1 pseudogene is annotated in these 2,298 nt (G+C 63.8%); it reads left to right on the top strand.

Annotation, left to right across the window (positions count from 1 at the left end):
• Positions 1-246 precede the first annotated feature (246 nt).
• Positions 247-2,298, top strand: a pseudogene (locus JNL55_RS02020) (primosomal protein N'); the annotation flags it as partial.

Below are 2,298 nucleotides of genomic sequence, written 5' to 3'. Positions count from 1 at the left end.
GCAGGTCGCCGCGCGCGGTTGACGCACGCCGCTGTGAACTGCGTCGAAAAAATGATCAATCGCTAAACAGCCCCGTGTAATGGGCACTTGAGCCGGTTCACCCCAGACAATGCACAGAGTTGTCCACAGGTTTTGTTGATGATTCAGGGAGACTCAACGGTCGTGCGCACGCCGTTCCTGGCGGTCGCGATCGACACTCCGCTTCGGCAAGTGTTCGTCTAACGCGCGCCTGAGAACGGCGCAGCGGTCGGCGCGGGGTATCGCGTGTGGGTGCCGTTTGGCCGTCGGCGCGTCGTTGGCGTCGTCGTTGAAGGCCGCGAGGACACCGAAGTCCCCTCGGACAAGCTGCGCGCCGCATTCGAAGCCATCGACTCTGAGCCAACCTTCAGCACCGAGTTGCTCGCGCTGCTGACTTGGGCTGCCGAGTACTACCGCCATCCGGTGGGAGAGGTACTGACCTCCGCGCTACCCGTGCTGTTGAGAAGCGGCGCGCCGGTGCGAGAGGAAACGATGCTGTGGCGACTCACGGCAACCGGCCGCGAAGAAGGACTCACGAAACTGCCAGCACGCTCCGTGCGCCTCCGAGCCATCGTGGAGCACTTAGCCAGTCGCGAGCATGCGTCCGCGTCCGAAGTTCTCAGCGCAACCGAAAGTCCGCTCTCGGCACTACGCAACCTGCATGAGCGTGGCTACGTCGAGGAATTCGCTCGCGTAGCGCCCGAAACTCCGCCGCCGGTGTCCATCGTGCGCGCGGGCCCGCCGCTCAATGAAGATCAGGCCGCGGCAGTCGAACGAATTCGAAACACGCTCGGCACCTTTGCCTCGCATTTGCTCTACGGTGTGACCGGCAGCGGCAAAACCGAGGTGTATCTGCACACCATCGAAGCCGTTCTCGCGCGCGGCCAGCAAGTACTCGTCCTCGTGCCCGAGATCGCGCTGACACCGCAGCTGATCTCGCGCTTTCGTGGGCGCTTCGATGCACCTCTCGCCATTCTGCATTCGGGATTGAACGACACAGAGCGCTTGGCCGCGTGGCGAGACGCGCGCGAAGGCACCGCCCGCATCGTGATCGGTACTCGCTCCGCCATCTTCAGTCCGCTGCTCCAGCCCGGCCTGATCATCATCGACGAGGAGCACGACCCTTCCTTCAAGCAGCAGGACGGCTTTCGTTACTCCGCGCGGGACCTGGCGCTGGTACGCGCGCAACGCTTGGGCATTCCCATCGTGCTCGGCTCGGCCACGCCGTCACTGGAAACATTGGCACGCGCTCGAAAACAACCAGAAACGCTGTCTCGCCTGCCCGAGCGCGCCGGTAGCGCGCGACCGCCAAAACTAGCGCTGGTCGATTTAAGAAAACACGGCGCGACTCAGGGCATCGCCACGCCGACCGTGATGGCCATTCGCCGTCATCTCGACGCTGACGGACAAGTGATGGTGTTCATCAATCGCCGCGGCTACGCGCCGGTATTGTTTTGCCCGAACTGCGGGTGGTCGGCGCATTGCCACCGGTGCGACGCGCACCTGACCGTCCACGGACGCAACCGAGATCTGATCTGTCATCACTGCGGTTCACAAGAACCGCTGCCGAAGGAATGTCCGACCTGTTTCGCCGACGTAAAGCCCGTGGGCCAAGGCACGGAACGGATTGAAGAAGCGCTTCAGCAGTTGTTTATGAACGCTCCCTTGGCGCGCATCGACCGCGACAGCATGCGTCGTAAAGGCGAGCTAGAAGCCACGCTCGAGCGCGTCAACCGAGGTGAGATTCGTCTCCTGGTCGGCACGCAAATGCTGACCAAGGGCCACGACTTTCCCAAAGTGACCCTGGTGGTGGTGCTGAACGCCGACCAAGGCCTGTTCAGCACCGACTTCCGCGCCTCCGAGCGCCTGGCGCAGACCATCGTGCAGGTGGCCGGCCGCGCAGGCCGCGCCGAGCGCCCCGGCGAAGTGTTGATTCAGACGGAATATCCCGAGCACCCGCTGCTGACGCTGCTACTCACTGGCGGCTATGCGGCCTTCGCCGACGGCGCGTTGACAGAACGTGAACAAAGTCACTGGCCGCCGTTCTCCCGAATCGCGCTCCTGCGCGCGGAGGCGACCACGCAGGACGAGCCGCTGAAATTCCTGCAAGACGCGCACGATCTCGCCGTCGACTTCCCAGTTCGCGGCGTGGAGCTGCTCGGACCCGCGCCCGCACCGATGGAACGACGCGCCGGGCGTTTCCGCGCTCAGCTGCTGATACGCGCGCCCAGCCACACGCCTTTACAGAGATTTCTAAGCAACTGGCTGCCGGTCCTCGCC

Source organism: Steroidobacter sp. (assembly GCF_016790065.1).
Classification (GTDB): Bacteria; Pseudomonadota; Gammaproteobacteria; order Steroidobacterales; family Steroidobacteraceae; genus Steroidobacter.
The sequence above is the reverse complement of the archived record's forward strand: the minus strand, read 5'-3'. Positions and strand labels throughout refer to the sequence as shown.